Below are 22,827 nucleotides of genomic sequence, written 5' to 3'. Positions count from 1 at the left end.
TATAGCACATTCCGCCCACAGACTGCAATCATTTACTCTCCGTGCAGCACCTTATTTAATATATCCGCAAGGGGTTCCATCGCATTTTTGGCTTCCTGGACCGTGTTGGTCTGGCCGCCGATCTCAATCAGGGAGGCTTTGCCCATCACATGGAGGTTATAGCGGTACGGGCGCAGGTAGTTGCGCATGGTAAATCCCGGATAGTAAGCCTCCGCGGCAATTTTCATCTGAAAGCTGAAGGCCAGATTCTCCGTCAGATTTGAATTGGGGCGGTCCGACAGGGGCCCTTTTTTATCTCTGGATATGCCGTTGAAGAACATGATCTGAGCGGTGGGCTTGCCGTTTACATCCACAACCCGCTTCTTGCCTCCGTCATCGTCCCTATGTAAATCGATCACCACTTCAATGCTGGGGTATGCCTCCAGTATGGGCATTATGTGCTGATATGCGTCGGAATAGGAGCTGTTATAGGGAAACAGCGTCCAGTCATGGATCACATTGAATCCATACTGTTCCCTAAGAAGCTGGGCCAGGTATTCTCCTACTCCAGGCACCAGGGTATTGGGATCGTTGGGATCGGAATCCAGAAAATATTCGCTGGCATGGGTATGATAGATCAGAATCTGCGGCGCATCCGCGCTGCTTGTTACCCTAAGGTCCATTCCGCCGAGAGTATCGCCGTTTAACAGCTCCTGTGTCACCGAAGTGTCGCCGTGGATTTTGTAAAGCGTGCCGGTCAGGAAATTCAGATCGTTGAGCTGTTCGGCCGAATAGACATTTCCGGTGATATTGGAAGCGGCCTGGACAGGCGCCTCCGTCTCCGGCTCGGGCGGCGCCTCCGTCTCATTGGACGCTAAATCTGTCTGCTGCTGCGTCTCGGTTTCCGCGGCGGTTTCCTCCGGAGGATTTTCCGTATTAGCCCCGGCATACTGCTCCATGATGGCCTCCTGGTCCTCCGGGCTGATCCCCTCCTCCAGCAGAGAAGCTTTGTACTGTTCATAAGCCGGGTCGACCACCTTTGTCTGCTCCGGCGCTTCCTGGTCAAAGTACCGAAGCAGCGGCATCTGCCATGTGACCACCTTATTCACGGCCGTTTTGATGCCGTCCTGTTCCCTGCTGTCATCTGTCTGCATCATATATGAAAGAAGCGGATAACTCCACCGCTGGATGTTGTCCAAATGTTCCATGGAAAATATGCACAGAAAGAACACCGCCGCTGTCAAAACCGCGGCGTTCATCAATGCCTCTGCCAGTTTATCCTTCAATCCACGCACCTCTTCCTGTTATACCTGCGGCTATCTTTCCCGGCTATCTTTACAGTTTATGCGAACATGGCAATATTGATACCCTCCGATATGGTAAAGCTCAATCTTTTCACTGAAGCGTCGATATCCTTTGGCGTCACAAACATGGGGCCAAACCTCGGTTCCAGCAGTTCCCGGATCAGCTGATGCTTTTCCTCCATGTTCATCTCCTCAATCATCTCCGCCGCGAATTCTGTGCTTTTAGCGGAAGAGAGCGCCTGAATGAGCGCATCAACGGTATCGAAAACAATGGTGGCCGCCCCCACCACCGTGGGGACACCGATGGCAATCACAGGAACTCCCAGACTGTCCTCTGCCAGTTTGCTGCGGTGGTTTCCCACTCCGGACCCCGGCTGTATACCGGTATCCGTCAGCTGTATGGTGGTTCCGAGACGGCTGATGCTCCTGGCCGCCAGTGCGTCAATCACAATCACAGCATCCGGTTGAGTCTGTTCCACTATGCCATAGATGATCTCCGCCGTCTCCATGCCCGTCTGCGCCATCACGCCGGGCACAATGCCGCTGACCGCCGCCTTTGGCTGCTTTAAGTGCCTTGTGATCAGCAGATTATCCACCACCATGGGGCCCAGCGCATCCGGAGTCACATCCTGATTTCCCAGTCCCACCACCAGCACGGACAGTCTCTCTCCTTTTTTCTCCCGCACATTTTCCGCAATCATCTCTTTCACATGATCCGCCAGCTCCTCCGAGATATCCCGGTGGTAGTCCTCATCTCCTTTTGACATCAAAGGTGCCTCCAGCGTGATGTAGGTACCCATAGGTTTTCCCATCGCTGCGGCCCCCTCCTCGTTTTTTATGACCACCCTTGTAATCTTTATATCGGAAGACTTGCCTTTCGTTTCTTCCAGCACCACACCGCGTATCTCGCCTCCGTCGCCCTCAAAGCTCTCTCTGATCTCCAGAGCCAGATCCGTCCTCACCTCAAATTCAGCCATCGCCATATCCCTGATCTCCTCAGCTTATTTTTTTAACATCTGAATATATTTTTTTTACCATTCACAGTTACCTCTGTAAGTTTCTGTTCACGGCTGCCGATAAAGCAGCGTATGAGAGGGCAGGGTATGGTCCTCATAGGGATCCCTTGAAGCCCGCCGGTACTTATTGCTGTGTATTTTACAGCATTAGTACCGCTGCGCGCTTCACGGCGCGAGAGCGGGTCCCAATGAGGACCATACCCTGCCCTCTCATACGCGGAAATTTTTCGGTAACGGTGAACAGTAACTCTGTAACTATTTTTTCTCTTTTTTATTGAAATATGTATTGACATATCCTGCGTATTCCGATAAAATAATAGAGTTGACAACACCCTCAAGCAAACTGTCAACTTGTTTTTTGTGCGGCCAAACTGCCGCTATACCATTATGAATCATTGTTTACATTAGAAACGTCCGTGTCCGGCTATAATGCAAACAAAAACCATTGACAAAATGAATTTTGGAGGTATGGATTTTGGCTAACATCAAATCTGCGAAGAAAAGAATTCTGGTAAACGATACCAAAGCTGCCCGCAATAAGGCAATCAGATCCAGCGTAAAGACCGCTATTAAGAAAGTGGACGCAGCAGTTGCTGCCGGTGACAAGACTTTAGCACAGGCGAATCTGAAGAACGCGATCACTGCTATGGACAAGGCTGCATCCAAGGGCGTTTATCACAAAAACACAACATCCCGCAAGATTTCCCGCCTGACCAAAGCTGTGAACGGCATCGCTTAATCGGGACCGCCGGGCGGACATCTATAACGATAGACATCAAACAGACATAATAAATCCCCTTTTTGTGAATGGTGTGCACAGGAAGGGGATTTTTGTATTCATTTTAGGATTTTATCTGTTTTTCTGGCTGAATCGCACGATCAAAAGCTCCACCGCAAGGCTGTCGGTCATGCGGCCAGTTTTAACCGCTTCTTCCATATCCACACATGCGCTTAGATTGCTTCTAAGCTCTTCCATGGTGAAATCCCTGGCTCTGGTTTTCATCTTACCGGCGATAAATGGCTGCAGCCCGGCTTTTTTTGCGATCGTGCCCTGGTCAGCGCCTTGTTCCGACAGCTCTTTCACCTGCATCAGCTGGTTGTACTGCCGTGCAATCAAAAAGAGGATCCTCATCGGCGGTTCCTTCAGCGCCAGCAAGTCATAATAGAGTTCCAGCGCGCGTTTCTGATTTTTCATGCTCATGGCGGTGATCATGTCAAAAATCCTGCCCACGATCTGCGGAGTGCAGACAGCCTCAATATCCTCTGCCGTGAGCACCTGCCGCTCTCCCAGGTAAGAAATCAGCTTTTCCACCTCTGTGCGGATCATGTACATGTCATCGCCGGTATAGGTCAGAAGCACGTTTAAAGTGGATTCGGTGACCCGAATCCCGCTCGCTTTCAGTATGCCGGCGATCCAGGTCTTTAAGGCGGATTCCGGCTGTCTGGCCGCTTCCGCCGGATGTCCCAGTTCCTTTACCTTTTTGAACAGCCGGCCGCGTTTGTCGATCTCCGACTCCACAAATACCATATGGGTACTTTCCGGCATGCTGGGAAGATAATCCGCCAGCGCGTCCGCTTCTCTTTTAAAAAGGCCGCTGTTTTCGATGATCAGCAGCCGGTTCTCTGCAAAAAAAGGCAAGGTCTCCGCCAGACCGATCAGTTCGCTGACAGAAACCTCTTTCCCTTCAAAGCAGGTACAGTTCATCGTATCATCGCCTGATATCGCCTCTTTTAACTGGTTTTTCAGGCTCTTGCGAAGGAAAGCCTCCTCCCCGTATATCAGATATACGGGGCGGAAATTTTTCTCTTTGATATCCTGCCTAATCGTCTGCATTGCTGTTACCTGTCTTCCATCTTTACATAATCTCGCTGTGCCATCACATTCTTATAGGCAGGGCGGATGATCTTGCCTGCATTCACAAGCTCTTCAATGCGGTGGGCACTCCATCCGGAAATCCTTGCAATAGCAAAGATCGGAGTGAACAGTTCCATCGGCAGATCCAGCATACGGTATACGAAGCCGCTGTAGAAGTCCACATTGGCGCTGACGCCCTTATAGATCTTACGCTTCTCCTTAATCACATCTGCTGCCAGCCGTTCCACCTTGTCAAATAAACGGAATTCAGCTTCCATTCCTTTTTCCACTGATAATTTCTCAACAAAGCCTTTGAAAACCTTGGCTCTCGGGTCGGAGATAGAATATACGGCATGCCCCATACCATAAATAAGTCCGGCCTTGTCAAAAGCTTTCTTATCCAGCAATGCATTCAGGTAACCCCTGATCTCGTCCTCATCTTCCCAATCTGACACCTGCACTTTCAGGTCGTCAAACATTTTTGCTACTTTGATGTTGGCCCCGCCGTGTTTGGGTCCCTTTAAAGACCCCAGTGAAGCAACCACCGAGGAATATGTATCGGTACCGGAGGATGTTACCACATGCGTGGTGAAGGACGAGTTATTGCCGCCCCCGTGCTCCGCATGGATCACCAGCGCCAGATCCAGAATCTTGGCTTCCAGCTCCGTATACTTGCTGTCATGCCTTAACATCAGCAATATGTTTTCAGCGGTGGAAAGTGTCGGTTCCGGTGGATGAATCACCAGACTGTCCCCTAAATGATAGTGGCGGTAGGCCTGATAGCCATAGACAGCCAGCAGAGGGAACTGTGCGATTAACTGCAGTGACTGGCGAAGAACATTTCCGATCGATATATCGTCTGCTCTGTCGTCATAGGAATAGAGTGTCAGCACGCTTCGTGCCAATGTGTTCATCATATCCTGGCTGGGAGCCTTCATGATGACATCTCTGACAAAGCTTGGCGGCAGGGAACGGTAATCTCCCAGCAGCTTCTCAAAGCTTTCCAGTTCGTCCGATTTCGGCAGTTCTCCAAACAGCAGCAGGTATGTGATCTCTTCAAAGCCGAAACGGCCTGCCGACAGGAAACCCGATACCAGTTCCTCCACATCATAGCCGCGGTAGTACAGTTTTCCTTCACAGGGAACCATCTTTCCGTCAACCATGTCATAGGAATGAATATCCGCTATCTCCGTCAGACCGGCCAATACGCCTTTTCCGCTGATATCACGAAGTCCCCTCTTAACATCGTACTTCGTGTACAGCTCCGGATCAATGTTGCTGTTCTTCAAACATAACTCGGACAATGCTTTCACCTCTGGGGTGATCTCAGAAAATGGGTTTTTGCTCATCTGCATTCCTCCTTATGTTTTTTGGTGATCCAATCATTATAGCATAAAATCATGTTAAAAAACAACAGGTTATAATTAAATATGCAGAAAAATGCTATAAAATCGTTACTATTCACAGTTGCCGTAAACTTCCCGCACATGTCGGGGCAGTATATGGTCCTCATTGGGACACGCTCTCGCTCCGTGAAGCGCGCAGCGGTTCTAATGCTGCAAACTACGCAGCAAAAGAACCGGCGGGCTTCAAGGGATCCCTATGAGGACCATATACTGCCCCGACATGTGCTGCTTTATCGGCGGCCGTGAGCAGTAACGATTTTGTTTATACCTGCTCTTTTCCCGACATAATCAGAGAATAGAAAAGTTCTCTTCGCTCTATCAGTTCATCAAACGAACCAGCTTCACTGATATGTCCGTCGGATACTGTCAAAATAAGGTCGAAACGTTTGAGCGTGCTTTCCTCTAAATAGTGGGTCACTACGATCTTGGTCATGTCCTGCAAATCCAGAATTGAATTAAGTATGTCTGTGGAAGTAATCCGATCCAATGATGCAGTCGCCTCATCTACCAAAAGAATGGGCGCAGCGTGCAGGAGACAGCGCGCAATCGAAATCCGCTGTCTCTCGCCTCCAGACAAAAAAGTTCTTTTCAACTCCCTGTCAATTGAAAGTACGTCCGTACACCTCCATACTGAATTTAATCTTACTCTATGAGCCTCAAAACAAATGGTTCTTGTGCTGACCGCATTTATTCCTGCGGGTGCGCATCCTTCCAGATCCGGTCACAGTCCTCTTCCGTAAAGATCACGCGCAGAAATACGGCGGTGTTCTCTCCGTCCGCGGCCAGAAAATACTCATACCAGCTGTCCATGCCGGTCTGTCCAGGGGTCGGACATTCCTCCTTCTGCAGCTGTTCCATAATATAGCGCTTATAATAACTCACAAGGATGCTGTGTATCTCTTTCAGATTCCACATGGCTTCCTTCTGATCGGCGCCCAGATCCAGCTTTCGGGTGCTAAGAAGCACATTGATCACATTCACAAATTCCAGCTGTGTCATCGTTAATCCTCCGTCTTCAGGCTGCAGCTCCTAAAGCGGACGGGAGCAGGGCCTGTATTTATATAGAAGTATATCCCACTGTGGCTGGTCCGTCAACTACAGAGGACGTATAATTTAGCGGTCCTACGCGGAGCGTTTTTTATTCAACAGGTCCTCCGTAAACGGTGGTATAAAAAGATGCCTTTAAAGCACCATGCTCCAAAGACATCCTTTTATACTTTCTGCCGACTTTATTACAGCAGCTTCTTATATCTGTTTTTATATTTCTTCCATCCGATCGCTGCCATGCTGCCAGCTGCCAAGGCTGCCAAAAGCAGATACAGATTCCACGGCGTATGATCGCCTGTGCCTGCCGAATCCGCGGTCTGACTGCCCCCATGCACGGAGGAACCGGCATCTTGTCCGGCATTCTGTCCGTTATCCGGCTGCCCGCCGTTGTGTTCCGGCTTGTTATCCGGCTGCGCGGTATTATGATCCGGAGCCGGTTTTGGCTTATCCTCTGGGTCTACAGGCTCATTGGGATCCACTTCGGCTTTTGTCAGTGTAAATGTCTCCCCGCGGCCCACCAGGCCAAAGTATCCGGCTTCCAGTACCGCTTCCGGCTTATCATCAGTAAAGTCAAAGACCGTTTTGCCGTCAATCTTAAGCAGCAGACGCACCGCATCACCATTGGTCAGAGCGCCCGCCTCCACCAGATGTTCTTCTCCATGGGTCAGAGGCTCCGGCCTGATGGTATCGCCGCCCAGACTCTCATATCCGTCCATATTGCCATAGATGACCGTACGTTTTGTACCGTTAAACCGATGCACTTCCAGGCCGCCTGATCCAAAGCAGATGATATAGCCCGTGCCGCCTCCGGCGACAGCCAGGTCGGATTCCTGGGCGCGCAGAACGATGCTGGGCCAGCTGCCCTTCCCGTTGGCATCGATCTGAAGCTTAAAGGTCAGGAGTTCATTATTGTATTTTCTTCCCGTAAAGGTGGCAAATTTACTTAAAGTGGTGACCATCTTCGCATCCGGAGTCAGGTCAAAGCTTCCTCCTTCCACAGCCCAGCTGTCATTATTGGCTTCGCTGTAGATTTCGCTCATATCATGACGGACAAATTTCTGTTCCGCTTCAACCACTACCGTGATCTGCCGGGTCACCGTCACCCCTTCCGAGGTACCGGTTACAGTGAGCATAGTCTGTCCGGCGCCCGCCGGCGTCAGGAAACCGTCCCCGGTAACCGCCGCCACCGCGCTGTCCTTCACGCTGTATGTCACATTTGTAAGCTCCACTTCCCTGCCCATATCCGTGAGCCCATAGGGCGTTAGCTGTTTGCCTTTGCTGGTCTTGCCCAGCACAATCTCGCTGCCGTCAATTTCGCGGAATGCTATGCGCTCAAAGGTATCGCCCACATAGAGGGTTTTTTCAAGGGTTTTGCGGATGCCTCCGGATATCACATAGGCGTATACGGTGGTGCTGCCCGCTTTCTTACCGGTAATCGTACCGTCTGAAGCCACAGCAGCAACACTCTCATCCGCTACGCGGTAACATACCTGGTTGGCAGCCATATTCACCGCTCTGTCTTTTCCGTCTGAAGCCTCCGTCTCCAGCCTGAAAGTTTTGCCGATTCCAATGCTTATGTCATCTTCTTTTACATTGCTGATGCGCACGCGCTCCGCCTGGTTGTTTCTAAGCCCCGCATAGGAAGCCTGCAGTCCTGAGCCATCAATGACAGCCTGGGCCGCAGCCGGCCAGACCGCGTCGGGGCATACCGTCACGTCGCTGACAGTAACGCCGGGAGCGGAAGGATTGACATATTTATTATCGGTCGTCGTATATATATGATGTACCTTGAGATTTTCAATGGTGGGCACATAAACCAAAAGCCATCTGGGGGCCGCGTTGTTATGCCACACACTTCTCTCCGACAAATCCACCACGTTATGCGAAAACTCCCAGTAGGTGGTTCCCTCATCCGCATACAGCGGCGCGTTTAAATCCATCTGATTGCGGATATAGTTACCGGATACCACATTGTAGTTACCCTCGCTTCCTCCGGAATTGCCGTTAAAATAGATGGCGCCTCCGTCATAGATCCCATTCCCCATCAGGTCATGGATGAAGTTATTTTCAATATGCATGTTTTTCTGCACATTCTCAAAGCGCTTCGCCCAGCCGTATCCGACATGGAATCCGGAATAGGGGATATCAAAGATCTCATTGTATTTCATATCCATATCCGCCGCAAAACCCACGGATACAGCTGCCGCTGACTGATATTCCACCGCGATGTCATGGATGTAATTATTCAGAATATCATCATTTTTCATCATCATGCGCAGATCCGGCGGATTGTAGTTATTGGCGTCATTGGTGTAGGGATCTCCTATATTGACCGCGCTGCCGGATATGTCGAAAAACCGGTTCCCGACGATATGGCTGTTCTGCACGCCCTCCACCATCTTCAGGGCGGTAATGCCCATGCGGGTAAAGGTACAGCCCGTAAACAGCACGGTATTGGCGCGTTTTACCGTAACCGCCGCATCTGGCAGCCGGTCCGGCGACCCCTGCTCGCGGATATGGTTGTTCTGCGCATCCGCGTGGCCGTTATTGGAACTTGGCCTCATCCATGTTGTATCCGCAAATGTGATGCCCGAAAATTCCAGGTTGGTCACCATGTGGTCATAATCTTCGCCGATGACAGTCAAAAGCTCTTCCACAGTCGGAGCCGTCACGTTTGCATGCGCCATATCCTCCCATGCAAACGGCATATAATAAAGCTTGTTTCCGTCCGGGTCATGGGTATCCAGATACCACTCTCCCGGCTCATCCAGAAGCTCCAGCGCGTTTTCATAATACACGGGTACGGAAGCCGATGTTCCGCCTTTATCGGAACAGTATTTCCAGCCTGGCTGCTTCATTGTAATCTGCACCTTGCCGCCCTGCATCGCCACAGATTCCACCCCGCACCTGGGATTGGTCCACTGTTCCTGAAATACGAACTCCAGATCCTCCGGATGCGCATAGGATGCAAATTCTGTATTTTCTGATATGAATCCTTTATTTACCGCACCGTCCATCCACACTGCCGGGGATTTGAGGCCTCCCTCGCTGCGGGCGCGGACCGCTCTGACACCGTTTACATAAAGCTGCCTTGTGACCAGTCCCGGCACATCTGCCACATAGATGTTCCTTTCCGCATCATACTGTGTAAACCCGCCGACATCTATACCGCCTCCGATGACGGCTTCTCCCAGGCCATCCTGTCTGTAAATCACAAAATAGCCGTTGCTGCCTGAATCCCTCTGATCAAATTTAAGCGTGCCGCTCTGTCTGTAGTAGCCCGGCGCCAGCAGCACTTCGATGTCCCCTGTCATATTGCCGTTATTGGCCCTTACGATCTCTTGGGCACGCGCGAGGGTCAAAACCGCATTTGCAGGCGCAGTGCCGTCATTTGCATCGTTTCCTGAAGGAGACACATAAATTCTAAGCTGAACCGGCCGTTCCGTAACTTTTACAGGCACCTCTGTCCGCACTGCCTCATTTTCTTCGGATATGACCAGGATCTTCGTTTCTCCTGCGCCCGCTGCCGTGATTTCCCCGTATTCGTCCACTGCGGCCACGGATTCATCCATAGATTCAAAGCGGACTGCCGTATTTCCCACGTTTTCCGGCAGCACCTTCGCTGTCAGATACTGATGGGAACCCAGAGGCATCTCTGCACTGGCAGGAGTCACCTCGATGCGGTTCGGCTGGATGTTGGTAACGGTTACGGTTACGGACGCTTCCGGCAGGCCGGATACAGGCGCAGCGGTGATGACTGCGCTGCCTTCTTTCTGCCCTTTCACATTGCCCAGGGCATCAACACTGACCGTATCCGGATCCGAGGATCTCCAGACAGCCGTTCTGGAAGAAGTGTCCGAAGGCGTATAGGTCAACGCCAGCTGAAGCGTCTGACCCTTCACAACTTCATATTCCGTCTGCGCAAAAGAAGCGGAAGTCCCTTCCACATATTCTGTCACCGCAATGTCATCGATGGCAAACGTATTCACGGTAGGATAATAAACGCCCATTCCTATGCGGTTGATGCTGCCTGTATAGGATGGCTTCTCGCCCGCCACAGCCAGCCCGCCGTTCACATAGAGATCGTACACATCCTTTTCCGTATCCAGAACCAGTTCCATCTCATACCATCTCCCGGGTTCACAGGTCATAATATCCACCCACTTGCCGGCCACATCCTTCTGCAGCACTCCTCCGTTTAACGCCAGCTTAACAAGCTGCTTTGTATCGCTGTAGAAGGATGGCAGATACAGAGCGCCGCTGGATTCAGTCGGACGCACCCGGTACTTTAACACGCCCTTTGCCGCGCTGCCCGCCAGATGGTAGTTCATGGACAGGGATTTGCTCTGAGCAAAGGTCTGATCGATCACCAAAGCCTTATTTCCGTCCACATTCCGTATCTCCACAACCGTATTCTGCTCCTGATTGCTGATGTTCCAACCCTTTGGTGCCTGTCCCACAGTCTCCTCCTCAAAATCCAGGGTGCAGGAAATTCCCGCATCCGGCCCCGGTTCCGGTTTTTCCTCCGGAAGCGCCGCTGGGACCTCCGGCGTATGATCCTGTTCGGTAAGCCTTATATTATCCACATAAAAGCAGGAGCTTACCTTGCGGTAAAGGCCCGAAATAATCTGTGTCACCGGTCCGCTCCCTCTCGGAACCGGTTTCTCCAGTTCCACTTTTTCTCCGTCTATGTAAAGCTCATAGGTGCTGTCCGCTCCGCTGTTATCATAAATGAGCTTAAATGTGTACCATTTCATGGGTTCAAACTCACGGATTGTGGTCCAGGCGCTTTCTCCCTTCGCTTGGTACTGGATCTTACCTCCGCTGTTCTGGTTAAATGCAATCTGGACCAGACGCGCTCCTCCACTTCCGCCAACAGTAGGCAGGTAAAATACCCCTCCTTCCGTTTTGGAGGCCACGGAAAAAGACAGCACCGCATGATTCATCTCCTGATTTAACGGGAAGCTTAAATTGGTGTTGCCGGAAGCAGCGCTGTTGTCCTGAATCTGGTCATAAACCAGCACTCTGTTCTCCCCGGCCTGTTCCACCGTTACCTTCGCCGTGGAACCTGCCGGATTGCTTAATTTCCAGCCGGATGGAAGATTTCCCAAATCTGTGCTTTCGAAATTCTCATTGACCACGTCCGCCGGCTGGGGATCCGGTTCCGGTTCAGGGTTCGGGTCGGGCTCCGCAGTGATCGGCGCCGGCACTGCCGGAACATGATCCTCGGCTGTTACCATGAAATTATCCAGATAAAAGGCTCCTGGCCCCTGCTTATATATCTTGGCGCTGATGCGATTAACAGAAACTGCATTGCGGATCAGATCGCCCGCAGGATCCACCTTCTCACCGTCCACATAGAGCTCTGCCTGATGGGCATCCTTATCATAAACCATCTTTATCGTATTCCACACACCCGGCGTCACAGCTTTAATCTCATAGCGGGTATTTCCCACCTGATATTTCAGTTTTCCCCCCTCAAGTAAGAGCAGAAAAACGCCGGTAGAATTTTCCGCAATCACGGGCAGGTACAGCGTACCTCCCTCTGTTTTCGGGGCGATGCTGTAAGAAAATACAGCCTTATTCAGCGTATCCGGCAGACTGCAGTAAAACTCCGGATTCGCGGTATCATTTTCCGACAGGGCAAATTCCAGCATCTGATTATTGTTGTTTCTGCTCACCGTCAGCGAGCCGTGAGTCTGTGTATTGACCGTCCACCCATTCCCCGTAGCAATGGATGTACCCTCCCCTCTGCCCTCAAAATCCTCGCTGAATACGGGAGCAGATCCTGACTCTCCTTCAGCAGATGAGGGAAATGATATGCTTGCCGCCAGCATACAGAAGGCCAGAAAGAGGCTGCACCATTTCTTCAATTTCATACATTCTTCTCCTTTTCTTTTTGTTTCAAGTGCACTTATGTCTCTGATTATAACCTTCTGTTTTCACCTGTTTCCAGTGGCGTTTTGTGATTTTTCAGTCCGTTCTGTGCCCTTTTATCGAATCTTAACAGTGATTGTCACAGTACAGTCAAATAATGCCAGACGATTTCAGATAGGCGAGCTTCTTTTCCCAATGGCACCACCGGGCTCCGTCGTGGCCGTTAAAGGGATAGACCGTGATCTGCTTGCTTCCGGGCACCCGGTTGTAGGCGGCAAAGTAATGCTTCGCCGGGCAGACATCATCCTTGAGCGCCACGGATGCGAACAGCGGGGCTTTCATATGTTCCGCCATATTCATGACATCGAAATAGCTTAAAGTCTCAAATACACGTTCAGTCCGGTCCGGATACTTGCGCAGATACTCCGTCACAGCGCTGAAGGCCCCGTTTTCTCCCCACACTCTGGCTTCCAGATTGCTGATGCTTGGAACATCCAGCAATGCCGCTCTCGGACGCCCGTCCAGGCAGCACACCGCCATACCGATGCCGCCGCCCTGGCTGATTCCATGAACGACCAGGTTTTCTTCATCCGTCTGTTCCAGACAGGCAGCGATGTCCAGAGCCCGCAGGCAGTCCAGATATACCGCCTTGTAGTAATATTCATGGGGATCCAGGATTCCCCTCGTCGTCACATTGCGCACGATACCGGTATGATATGCATGGGCGCTCCCTGTCTGACCGCCCTGGTCACGGCAGTCCACTGTCAGGACCGCCATGCCCGCCATTATCCACAAAAAGAAGTCCGAGATCACACCGCGGTCCCCATTAAAGCCATGGTAATTCACAAGGCAGGGATATTTCTCTTTTTTTAAAAATGCGGGCACCATAAACCAGCCATGCACCCTGCTTTCGTCACAGCCGTTGAAGCTGATGTCATAGACATCCACATACTCTGCGGGATAGTCATAGCGTTTCATCTCCAGATCCAGCGGAACATTGGCGGATTCCGCCTTCTCGCCCTCCCAGAATTCCCAAAAATCCGGCCGGCGTGTCAGTGCCGGCCGGTAACTGTAAAGTTCCTTTTCCAAATTATCAAGCAGCTCCATCCTATATCCTCCTAAATGTCACCAGCCGCAGGCTGATGACCTGCGCACACTTCAGTGTGCTTCCTTATTTACTGTCACCAGCCGCAGGCTGATGACGCTTTGTTTTCCAGAAGCATAACACAGGGCGGAGCCAAATTCCAGGCACGCAGAGAAACCGGGCACAAAAAGGTGTGCAATCATACAAAACGGAACCTCTGATTATTTATAAATAAAGCGTTCACAGTAACTTCTTTTGGCTGTAATACTGCCGCATGTAAACACTCAATCCCCATATACCAGAGCGTTTAAAAATTCATTTCCGCGATCCGTGAGGCCCACTTTGCGGGTGATTACCTCCAAATTCGGTCAACGCAGCCCGCTACGCCTCCCTCATTTGAAGGCAATCTCCCACAATGTGTGACACACATCTTACGGAAAGCAATTTTCAGACACGCTCTAAGGCCGACTATCCAGATAAACTTTTGACCCTGTTGCGCCTCTCTGTCCCTGATACTTTCCTTAAGCCCTATTATTTTTCAACTATTTAGCCTAAGACAGAATAGTCGCAGGTCATCGTTGATTTGCGGGGTTTCTGGCGGTATAATTAAAATAATCAGCGGCTCCGTTTTTTTATTACATAGGAAAGTTTTCCGGCAGGAACGCACTGCGGCGGAAAGTTTACGGTAACTGTGAGTCGTAACTCTTAAAACAGGAGGGAAAGTCAGTGAAAGCAAAACGTCAGGAAGTGATATGGGGAATCGGATCTTTTATCTGTTTAGACCTCTTGTATCTGCTGTGCAGATATGTTTTGTTTGATCTCCACAGAATGAAACAATGGCCGGATCTTTTGGCGGCAGCAGGGATTATCGTGCTGGCCGCCGCTCTGATCAAACACTGTAAGGCGTTGATCCTATGTACCAATGCCGGTTATATCGCGGGTTTTCTTGCAGGGATCTGTTTTCGGTCCTACGGCACGGATGCCGGGGGCGGAAGGACTTCCAATGCCTGGATGATATGGACCTTAGTCTATGCAGGCTTCATGGTCCTCGGGCTGCTCATTGATCTTGTGCGCAAACGGCATCAATGATCCGACGGCAGTTCGCATTCCGCCCAGATCTTTCCATTCCTGATCCTCACATATACCGCTCCGCTTTCGGCCGTGCTTAACCAGCAGCAGCCCGCAGCTTCCAGGCGGTCGAGGGTTTCTCTGTGGGGATGGCCGTATGCATTGTTCCTTCCGCAGGATATGACGGCAAGAGCTGGCCGCACGGCCGCCAGAAATTCTTCCGATGTTGAGCCTTTGGAACCGTGATGAGCCGCCTTCAGCACATCATATCCGGTGCCGCCCTTAAGGGCACGGCAGACCGCTTCTTCGCCGCGGCCTTCCAGATCGCCGGTCAGCAGCATACGGCATCCGTCATATTCCACAGAAAGGGTGACCGAGGCTTCATTGGTCTCCCCCTCAAACCCGTCCCCGGGATGCAGGCAGGTCAGAACCGTATCCCCGGCTGTGATCCTGTCTCCCGCGGTGAGCCATCCGACCTCAACACCTTTCTCCTCCGCCATACTGACCATCTTTTGTATCGCTTCTTCCCCCGATGACGCGCCGGCCAAAAGCAGACAGCGAATCCGCACGGATCCGTTGAAGCCGCGCTGCCCCGGCGCCATCTGATCCAGCAGCTCCATCACCGCCGAATAGTGATCGGCATCCCCATGGGTTACCAAAGCATAGTTAATCTCCCCGCAGCGTCTGGCCAGAAGATAGGGAATCAGCCGCTTTTCTCCGGCCGATGACACGGAAGAGCTGCCGCCGTCCACAGTGACCACGCCTGCCCCTTTCGGCAACTCCATCACTATAGAATCGCCCTGCCCCACATCCAGGAAGGCAGCCGTAAACCCCCTCTCCGGATAATGAAACAGCAGAGGTAATAAAAGCAGCAGAAGAAAATGACGGCTGGCCCTGATGTGCGGCCGGGCATTTCCGCTCATGCGGACACTAAGCATCAGCCATATCATAAGAATCAGATAATACAACGCCACCTGCCAGAACGCGGGGCGTCCGGTCAGCACCACCGCTCCCGGAAGTTTTAAAAAGAACCGGCAGGCGCTTTCATAAAACGCTAAAATATAATGGGATGTCCCGACCAGAAAGGTTCCTAAGGGCAGGAAGATAAGGCTCCCCGCCATCGCCGCGGCGGATGCATATACCAGCATTGACATCAGGGGCAGTATCAGCAGATTCAGCAGAATGCCGTAGAGCGGGAACTGAAAGTAATGCCAGGCCAATACCGGCAGCATGGCGGCCTGCAGAGCCAGAGGTATCTGAAACAGCTTTGCTGCGGCAGCTGCCCCCCTTTTTGCTGCACTTTTTACTTCTTTTTTTACTCCTTCTCTCTCTTCCTTTTTCGTTTTGGCAGTTTCCGTCTGTACAAGCTGCGCGCAGCCAATACCGGCCACAGCCGTAAAGGACAGCTGGAATCCCGCGTCAAACATAAGCATAGGGTGAGCGGCCAGCAGCAGTATGGCGGCCAGGCCGGTTGCGGAAAGCATGTCATAGGTCCGGCCCAGCACATTTGCAAGCATACCCGCCCCGAACATCACAACTGCCCGCACAGCGGAACCGGAACTCCCTGTCAGCATCCCATAGAGCGCCGTAACGGTAAAGCCGAAAAATCCCGATACGGGGAAGGAACCGGTGCATTTTCTAAGGAGCCGATAAACGGCCATGCCTAACAGCGATACATGTAACCCGCTGACTGCAAGTACGTGAGCGATGCCGCTGATCTGAAAAAGTTCCCGCACTTCTGGCGGCAGCGCTGATTTATCCCCTAAAAGCATGGCTTTCAATACGCCCGCATCGTCACCGTCCGCCGCCTGATCCAGCAATCCGGCCGCGCGCTCCCGCAGGGAAAACAGCATCCCCTTAATACCGTTCCCGCCCTGCCCGATAACTTTCCAGCGCTTTACCTGCACCTGATAATCGATTCCCCGGCAGCGGTAATAAGCCGCAAAGTCGAACTGTCCGAAATTTGCAGCGCTTTCAAAGGCCTTAAGTTTACCTTCGGCCTCTATCTCATATCCGATTTTCAAATCCTGGGATTCCTCCAGATAAAGGAGCAGCTGATGTGTGCTGTAGGTGCCGCTGCCGTCTTTCACAGCAGCGTCCTTCAAAACGGCAGACATGCCGTATTGAGTAGTGGTCAATTCATCGATCTGTCCGCAGAACGAAACATTCAGCGAATCTGTTTGCAAGCGGTCAAGATAACTATCCAGCGGGGTCGGCCGCAGCGCCGCCTCTGCCAGCATAAATCCGGCTAAAAGGGCTGCAGCACACAGCCTTAGGCCCACCCGGTCCAATAGGGCCGGGACAGGCGGCGGACGTTTTTTTGTCCTCCAAGCGGCGGAAAGCAACCAGAGACCGGCCGCTGCCGCCGCAATAATCAGACAGCTCTGCTGCTTCACTGCCGCATACTCTCCAAGTACAAAGGCGCACATGATGCATAAAAGCGGTCTTTTGATTTTAATTTCCTCCTACATAATCCAGATTCCGTTCAAACAGAGTGTCCAATGGGATGCTGTCCCTGAACTTATAGTCCGACGATCCGTTTACGGTAATCTGCACTTTGTTGATGCCGGATATCTCCGAAAGCGAGTTGACGATGGAATAGATCGGCACATAGTCCGCCACATCCAGAGCATCCGCCACAAATGCGTCGTTGAAATTCACATAACAGACTCCGTCCTTTACACGCACTCCCAGGAGAGTGGCCGAAGACGGAAGTGTCGGATACAGTCCTTCCTGATCGGGGCCTTTAAGCAAAGCCTTCACCACCATCTTCTCTATGGAGGTATTGGTAGTGTTTTCCGTTACCTCTTTCTCCGTCTCGATCAGCCGGTCTCCTGTCTCATTGGTGAAATAAAGGTTTAACGTAACTGTCTGGTAGGCGCTCCCGTCTCCTCCGCTGTCCTCTATGAAATTCTCCGGCTGCATCACGCCGATGGCATTGCCTTTCGCATCCGCCAGCGGCTTGTCGCCCACATAAATGGTCACATAATAGATGTCCTTGATCTGAGCCAGCGTCTTAACGAGCGCCGACCTGCAGAGAACTTCCGTAGCGGCATCCATACTGTTATAGGACGGATCAAAATACAAGTACAGCAGATTATTCTCTATGTTATACTCGGTCAGCGTCACGTTATCCGGCACAGCAGGCCGGCAGTCCATATCCACTTCCAGGACTCTCATCTGCTCAATCAGCTCCTCCACGAGAGCTTCTGCCAGAGTGCCCTGTGCGGTATAGGATTGTTTGACCAGCTTTGTTCCGGATTGATTTACATAATAAACAGTATAAACATTTTCAGCGTTCTCCGGATCTTTCGCCTCCCGGCGGCTGCATCCTGCCAGGCAGAAAGACGCCAGCCAGAGAAGCAGGCACATGAACACTATTTTTTTATGCATCGGCGTCTTCCTTTCTTTATGCAATGTAAATCAGGGGAATGCGCACAGTAAAAGTGGTCCCCTCATCCTGTTTGCTGTAAACCTTGATGGCTCCATGGTGCAGCTGGATAATGCTCTTGGTGATAGCCAGCCCCAGGCCAGTGCCGCCGGTCTCTCTGGAACGGGCTTTATCCACTCGGTAGAACCTCTCAAAGATCCTCTGCTGCGCATCCTCCGGTATACCCACTCCGTTGTCCTGTACCTTCACATATAAGAACTTATGATCCGCATTGAGCGTTACACGGACCCATCCTTCTTCACGGTTATACTTAATCGCATTCTCCACCAGATTGGACAGCGCCAGCGTCAGCTTCACTTCATCAATGTCAGCGATCACCGGCCGGAAGCTTTCCAGCGTCAGCTCGATATCCCGCTTTTCGGCGATGGGCGTTAAACGCTTCAGGATCAGCTCCAGCAACTCGTTGATATTCACCTGCTTGACCTGCAGCTCGGTATTGGACTTGTCCAGCCTCACCATGGTGAGCAGATCCTCTATAATGGAACTCTCGCGGTCGATTTCATCCGAAATATCGCTCATAAACTCACGGTACAGCTCCACCGGCGCATCTTCCATCGTCATCAGGGAATCCGCCAGAACGCGGATGGATGTGATCGGCGTCTTCAGCTCATGAGATACATTGGAAACAAACTCCTGACGGCTCTGGTCCAGCGTATTCAGCCTGGTGAGCGTCTTATTATAGGCTTCGGCGATTCTCTTGGTCTCCAGATAATCCTCGGCCTCAATCAGCTCCATATCCCCTTCCGACGCCTGGTATATCGCGTTTTCTATTTTCCGGAACGGACGCACCAGCACCGATGCCAGCACCAGTGAAATCACAAATACAATGAATACCACCATGGATTCCAGCACCTGCATCTTCCGGTTAATGGCCGTGATCGTGCCCTCCTCCATCTTTGTGGAAGTCGTGACCACAATCGCTCCCAGCACATTTTTTGCCTCTGTATCATACACCGGCATGGAGATCATCACGTACTGGCAGACGTCGTTATATACCCGTTTTGTCTGTCCCTTAAAACAGCTGATCACCTCCTCGGCAATCAGCGTCTTGCCCTCATCCGCGTTATATGTATCCTTAATGATCCGGAAGGTTTTGTCCACCACAAGCACACGCCCATCATATATGTCGGACAGCTGTGACAGCTCCGCATTGATCACCGTGTTGCCGGGATCGTCCAGATAGCCCGCCTTCAGGATCTGCTGGGATAAGGTATTGACCTGATACTGTATATCGTTCATGCGGCTCTGGAGCTGCTGATCCAGCAGGCTGGTTGTGAGGATACGGTGCATAAAATTGATCGGGATCGTGCCGAGCAGTAAAAACAGCACGAACAGATACAGCCGCAGGCTCCCATGCCACTTGAATTTCTTTTTAACCCTTGAAGAAATAACCAACGCCCCATTTCGTATAAACATATTTCGGATCGCTCGGATTGGTTTCAATCTTCTCGCGCAGTCTCCTTACATGAACATCCACCGTCCTCACATCGCCCGGATATTCATAGCCCCAGACTATATTCAGCAGTTTTTCCCTGCTGTATACTTTCCCGGGATTCATAAGCAGAAGCTCCAGAAGGTCGAACTCCTTGGCCGTCAGATTCACTTCTCTGCCTTCGATAAACACTCTCCGGCTCTCACTGTCCAGCACCAGGTCTCCTGCCGCGATTTTTTTCTTCGCCTCCTGCTTCTGCTGCGCGCCGGATTTATCCAGACGCCGCATGATCGCCTTGATGCGCGCTTTCACCTCCAAAATGTTGAAAGGCTTGGTGATATAATCGTCCGCGCCATATTCCAGGCCCAGAATCTTATCCATGTCATCGCTCTTAGCCGTCAGCATGATGATCGGCATATTGGAAAACTCCCGGATCTGCTGGCATACCTCATAACCGTTATACACCGGCAACATCACGTCCAGCAGGACCACATCGTATTCGGTTTCCTTAGCCTTTTTCACGGCCTCTTCCCCGTCATAGGCACAGTCCACTTCCATACCGTCCTGTTCCAGGCTGAAGCGTATTCCCTTTACGATCAGCTTCTCATCATCAACCACCAAAACCTTTCTCGCCATACCATTCACCTTTCTCCCAGTTTATTTCTGTTCCACCGTAATCAGATCCCGAATCTGCTCATAAGCAGCATTTTTAATGCCGGGAACTTTCATGATCTCTTCTGTTGTCTTAAAATTTCCGTTTGTCTCACGGTAGCGGATCAGCGCGGCCGCTTTTGCCTGCCCGATGCCCGGCAGGGTCTGCAGAAGCTCCGCATCCGCCGTATTGATATTTACGCGGCCGCCGGCGCTCTGTCCCGAAGCCGCAGACTCTTCCTTTCCACGGATGAGATCCTGACCGGATCCGAAGGGATCTGTTCCCGCCTCTGACAGCGACGGAACCACAATCTTTTCCCCGTCCCTGACCACCGTTGCCAGGTTCAGATAATCTCCCGCACCTTTCCCGGTCACGCCGCCCGCAAGGGCAAGAACCTCATAATAACGGCTCCCCTCCGGCACCTCATAGACACCGGGCTGATTCACTTCACCGCAGATATGTACCGTAACCGTTCTTTCTTCCAAAGCCGGGCCTGAAACATCCGCGCTCATCACAGCTCCCGTTACTTTTTGTTCCGGCTCTTCCGTTCCGGAAGACTCCACCGCTTTGCTGTAAACGGCGCCACCCGCAGCACCGGAGTCATCCGCTCCGATCCCGGAAGACTCCGCCGCCTGTTGCCACACAGGCCGATCCTGTCCGGCACAGCTATACATAAGCCCCGCCGCCAAAACTGCCGCCGTTACAAATAACACCTTGCCAATTCTTTTACTCATACCGCATACCGTCTTTCCGATATGCAATACGCTGTTATGCCTGTATTTATTCTACCTAATCCGGCCCCGAATGGCAAGTTACAAATTTATGACGTTATACTGCACCAGTAACCCAGTAACCTCTAATCCCACTTGAATACAACGATTCCCGCAATCGCCAGCCCCATGCCGATCAGCTTCTTCCAGTCAAACCCCACCTTTTCCACGCCGAACATGCCGAACAGCTCAATCAGATAGGCCACCAGCAGCTGTGCGACCACAATGATCATGACGGCTTTGGCCGGTCCCAGCGAGCTCATGCTCTTGATGACCGTAAATGTGATAAAGGCGCCGATCACGCCGCCCAGCAGCATATACTTGTTGTCGATTTGAAAGATGGCGGCCAGTTCGGATTTCCCCGTCACAAACCAGGCTATTACGCAGGTTAAAAATGCGGTGAGCTGAACCCAGCCTCCGGCCGCCCAGATCCCCGCATTTTTTGTAACTTCGGTGTTAAATACACCCTGAATACTCATCAGCGCTCCTGACAAAAGAGCGATCAAAATTCCAAGCATAACAAAACCTCCGTCTCATAAGTTCACATTCCTAACTCTATTCTCTCCACTTACGGTTTTGTTATACATGTCATTATTTTCTGGTAAGGCGGTCCAAATATTCCGTTTTATATTTGGAATATACGATTTTCTGGCTCTGATACAGGCCGTAATAGCCGGACAGCATATAGCTGACCGCCACCGCCAGCAGAAAATACTGTGCGCCCTCAAATCCGAACAGCTCAAAGGCAATCAGCAGTGAAGTGATCGGGCTGTTGGTCACACCGCAGAAAACCGCCACCATCCCGACCGCCGCACAGAGCGACGGCGATATGCCCAAAAGCTGTCCGGCGAGGCATCCGAAGGTGGCTCCTACAAAGAAGGAAGGCACGATCTCACCGCCTTTAAAGCCGGCGCTCAGCGTCACCGCTGTGAACAGCATCTTCATCACAAATGCCTCCGGCTTTACATGCCCCTCAATGCTGCGCTCAATCACTTCCATCCCGGCGCCCAGATAATCTCTGGAACCGATGAGCAGGGTGGGGACAATGATCATGATGGACGCGGCGATGATACGCAGATAAGGATTCGGAAACCATTCCCTTCCCTTTTCGGCAGCCTTATGGAGCAGGATACAGAACACCACGCTGATACCGCCGCACAACGCCGCCAGCGCGACGATTTTGACGGCAGGAAGCAGCGCCATCTGCGGTACCTCCAAAATCTTAAACCGTTCGGGCGCGATCTGCAGAAATTTTGCCACGCCCTGGGCGATCAGCGCGGAAAACACGCAGGGAACCAGCGCCGCATAGTACATAATTCCTACGCTGACCACCTCCATGGAGAAGATGGCCGCGGCCATAGGCGTCCCAAATAACGCGGAAAATGCGGCACTCATGCCGCACATAATGATGATATTAATGTCCTTCCGGTCCATATGCAGCAGCCGGCCGAACCAGCTGCCGATGCTGCCTCCCAGCTGAAGCGCTGCGCCTTCCCGGCCGGAGGAACCGCCAAAGAGATGGGTGATGACCGTGCTCACAAAGATCAGCGGCGCTACAGAGACCGGGATCTCATCCTCTGTCCGGATAGCGGCCAGAACCGTATTGGTACCTCTGTCATTTCCCCGTCCGGCCTTTTCATACATAAATACGATGGCAAGACCCGCAAGGGGCAGCCCAAAGAGTATCCCCGGATGCCCCTTTCTGTAGTCCACCACATACTGCATGCAGTAATAAAACAGGCAGCTGATAAGGCCCACGCCCAGCCCCATAGCCCCGCTGATCATCAGCCATTTCGCGAATATTTTCAAACGGCTCCACAGATGGGAGACCCGGTATCTCACTTTCTCCGACAGTGTCTCTTTCAACTTTCTTCCCCCTCGGATAC

Annotated in this window: 18 protein-coding genes and 2 pseudogenes; 3 read left to right on the top strand and 17 right to left on the bottom strand. The window is 51.8% G+C overall.

Annotation, left to right across the window (positions count from 1 at the left end; genetic code table 11):
* Positions 1–32: 32 nt before the first annotated feature.
* Both DWZ56_RS11075 and gpr read right to left on the bottom strand, forming a co-directional pair.
* On the bottom strand, positions 33–1,265 hold the full coding sequence (locus DWZ56_RS11075; protein ID WP_118556709.1) for a stage II sporulation protein P: 1,233 nt from the start codon (positions 1,263–1,265) through the stop codon (positions 33–35).
* A 56-nt stretch (positions 1,266–1,321) separates the two neighbouring features.
* The gene (gene gpr / locus DWZ56_RS11070) at positions 1,322–2,260 is read right to left on the bottom strand and encodes a GPR endopeptidase (protein ID WP_118556889.1); all 939 of its coding nucleotides are present in this window, start codon (positions 2,258–2,260) and stop codon (positions 1,322–1,324) included.
* 514 nt (positions 2,261–2,774) lie between these two features.
* On the opposite strand from gpr, the gene rpsT reads away from it, so the two are divergent.
* A complete protein-coding gene (gene rpsT, locus DWZ56_RS11065; RefSeq protein WP_118556708.1) occupies positions 2,775–3,038 on the top strand; it encodes a 30S ribosomal protein S20 in 264 nt (87 codons plus the stop codon).
* 111 nt (positions 3,039–3,149) lie between these two features.
* Here the strand turns inward: rpsT and holA are convergent, their stop codons facing one another.
* The 8 genes and pseudogenes from holA to DWZ56_RS23625 all read right to left on the bottom strand — a co-directional run bounded on the left by holA (position 3,150) and on the right by DWZ56_RS23625 (position 13,998).
* Complete coding sequence (gene holA, locus DWZ56_RS11060) at positions 3,150–4,133, bottom strand: DNA polymerase III subunit delta (protein WP_118556707.1); 984 nt, start codon at positions 4,131–4,133, stop codon at positions 3,150–3,152.
* Positions 4,134–4,138: 5 nt separating this feature from the next.
* A complete protein-coding gene (locus DWZ56_RS11055; RefSeq protein WP_118556706.1) occupies positions 4,139–5,503 on the bottom strand; it encodes a citrate/2-methylcitrate synthase in 1,365 nt (454 codons plus the stop codon).
* A 319-nt stretch (positions 5,504–5,822) separates the two neighbouring features.
* Positions 5,823–6,047 carry a hypothetical protein gene (locus DWZ56_RS11050; RefSeq protein ID WP_243095192.1) on the bottom strand — a complete coding sequence of 75 codons (225 nt, stop codon included), beginning with the start codon at positions 6,045–6,047 and terminating at the stop codon, positions 5,823–5,825.
* A 15-nt stretch (positions 6,048–6,062) separates the two neighbouring features.
* Positions 6,063–6,137, bottom strand: a pseudogene (locus DWZ56_RS23790) (ATP-binding cassette domain-containing protein); the annotation flags it as partial.
* Between the two features lie 110 nt (positions 6,138–6,247).
* Positions 6,248–6,559, bottom strand: coding sequence for a hypothetical protein (locus tag DWZ56_RS11045; protein WP_118556704.1), 312 nt, complete (start codon positions 6,557–6,559; stop codon positions 6,248–6,250).
* A gap of 233 nt (positions 6,560–6,792) precedes the next feature.
* On the bottom strand, positions 6,793–12,486 hold the full coding sequence (locus DWZ56_RS11040; protein ID WP_118556703.1) for an Ig-like domain-containing protein: 5,694 nt from the start codon (positions 12,484–12,486) through the stop codon (positions 6,793–6,795).
* 148 nt (positions 12,487–12,634) lie between these two features.
* On the bottom strand, positions 12,635–13,591 hold the full coding sequence (locus DWZ56_RS11035; RefSeq protein ID WP_118556702.1) for an acetylxylan esterase: 957 nt from the start codon (positions 13,589–13,591) through the stop codon (positions 12,635–12,637).
* A 329-nt stretch (positions 13,592–13,920) separates the two neighbouring features.
* Entirely contained in the window at positions 13,921–13,998 is a 78-nt protein-coding gene (locus DWZ56_RS23625; protein WP_334294780.1) for a hypothetical protein, read from the bottom strand.
* Here DWZ56_RS23625 and DWZ56_RS23785 point away from each other — a divergent pair.
* Positions 13,978–14,118: pseudogene (locus tag DWZ56_RS23785) on the top strand (hypothetical protein); the annotation flags it as partial. The gene DWZ56_RS23625 and the pseudogene DWZ56_RS23785 sit on opposite strands and share 21 nt — an antisense overlap.
* A gap of 176 nt (positions 14,119–14,294) precedes the next feature.
* Positions 14,295–14,657, top strand: coding sequence for a hypothetical protein (locus DWZ56_RS11030; protein ID WP_118556701.1), 363 nt, complete (start codon positions 14,295–14,297; stop codon positions 14,655–14,657).
* Here DWZ56_RS11030 and DWZ56_RS11025 read toward each other — a convergent pair.
* The 7 genes from DWZ56_RS11025 to DWZ56_RS10995 form a co-directional block, all read right to left on the bottom strand.
* Positions 14,651–17,032 (bottom strand): DNA internalization-related competence protein ComEC/Rec2, encoded by a 2,382-nt coding sequence (locus DWZ56_RS11025; RefSeq protein WP_158584541.1) that lies wholly within the window; start codon positions 17,030–17,032, stop codon positions 14,651–14,653. The two genes, DWZ56_RS11030 and DWZ56_RS11025, sit on opposite strands and share 7 nt — an antisense overlap.
* A 58-nt stretch (positions 17,033–17,090) precedes the next feature.
* The gene (locus DWZ56_RS11020) at positions 17,091–18,029 is read right to left on the bottom strand and encodes a GerMN domain-containing protein (RefSeq protein WP_118556699.1); all 939 of its coding nucleotides are present in this window, start codon (positions 18,027–18,029) and stop codon (positions 17,091–17,093) included.
* 16 nt (positions 18,030–18,045) lie between these two features.
* Positions 18,046–19,530: a sensor histidine kinase gene (locus DWZ56_RS11015; protein WP_243095190.1), complete on the bottom strand. Its 1,485-nt coding sequence runs from the start codon at positions 19,528–19,530 to the stop codon at positions 18,046–18,048.
* Positions 19,460–20,155: a response regulator transcription factor gene (locus tag DWZ56_RS11010; RefSeq protein ID WP_118556697.1), complete on the bottom strand. Its 696-nt coding sequence runs from the start codon at positions 20,153–20,155 to the stop codon at positions 19,460–19,462. The genes DWZ56_RS11015 and DWZ56_RS11010 overlap by 71 nt, the downstream gene beginning before the upstream one ends.
* A gap of 21 nt (positions 20,156–20,176) precedes the next feature.
* A complete protein-coding gene (locus DWZ56_RS11005; RefSeq protein WP_118556696.1) occupies positions 20,177–20,905 on the bottom strand; it encodes a helix-hairpin-helix domain-containing protein in 729 nt (242 codons plus the stop codon).
* A 122-nt stretch (positions 20,906–21,027) separates the two neighbouring features.
* On the bottom strand, positions 21,028–21,459 hold the full coding sequence (locus DWZ56_RS11000; RefSeq protein ID WP_118556695.1) for a DMT family transporter: 432 nt from the start codon (positions 21,457–21,459) through the stop codon (positions 21,028–21,030).
* A gap of 73 nt (positions 21,460–21,532) precedes the next feature.
* Positions 21,533–22,807: a chloride channel protein gene (locus DWZ56_RS10995; protein ID WP_243095189.1), complete on the bottom strand. Its 1,275-nt coding sequence runs from the start codon at positions 22,805–22,807 to the stop codon at positions 21,533–21,535.
* Between the last annotated feature and the right edge of the window lie 20 nt (positions 22,808–22,827).

Source organism: Lachnotalea sp. AF33-28, assembly GCF_003477885.1.
Taxonomy (GTDB): Bacteria; Bacillota; Clostridia; order Lachnospirales; family Lachnospiraceae; genus AF33-28.
Note: the sequence above shows the minus strand (reverse complement) of the source record. Positions and strands in the feature narration are given on the sequence as shown.